At 59.4% G+C, this 770-nt stretch carries 1 pseudogene; it reads left to right on the plus strand.

Features of this window, described 5'->3' with window-relative positions:
* Positions 1-770: pseudogene (locus QZR14_RS27920) on the plus strand (hypothetical protein); the annotation flags it as partial.

Consider the following 770-nt stretch of genomic DNA (forward strand, 5'->3'; position numbering starts at 1 on the left):
GACTACGATGGCGGCATCCCCATTCGTGGCGTGGAAAACGGTTTGCAAGGCACTGTGCCTGCCTGGCTCGACATGGACATCGGCGACCGGGTCGATGTGTTTTGGAACAACGCTACGCAGGAGGTGTGGAGCAAGACCATTCAATACGAGTCCGAACTCAATCGGGATGTGATCTTCACCCTGGCCAAGGACTTTGTGCTCGACGGTGATGCCACCAACGTTTACTACAAGATTTCCGGAAAGAACTATCCCGGCGAAGAATCCAGACCCCGCTTGAAGCTGCTGGTCAAACTGACCCGCCCCGGCGAATACGATGACATCCCCGGCGATGACGGCCACTCCGACCTCAACTTTTCCCTCGACCGCTACGAAGTCGATCAGGACTTTCCGCAAAACGGCGTGGTGACGATGCGCATCGTTCCCTACCGCAACCTGACTCGCTACGACCGCATCCACGCCCGCTGGGGCAGCCAGCAAGTGATGCATCTGGTCACCCCGGAACAAGCCGCGGATCCACTGAAAAACCCCATCGACATCACTTTCGATTACGACCTGATCAAAGCCGCCGGCGATGGCTCAGCGGTGGCGGTGGCGTTTCAGGTGGTCGACCGCTGCGGCAACTACCCGGACGAGCGCGCACCGTGGTCGGCCCTGCAATCGGTGCTGGTCGATATGAACGGTGACCGCCTGAACCCACCGCTGGTGCTGGTCAAAGGCCAGCCGACCACTCGTGTGGATCTCGACGAACTGGGTGACGACGACGTCAAAGT

Origin of the sequence: Pseudomonas sp. rhizo66, assembly GCF_031931925.1 — a bacterium.
Taxonomy (GTDB): Bacteria; Pseudomonadota; Gammaproteobacteria; order Pseudomonadales; family Pseudomonadaceae; genus Aquipseudomonas.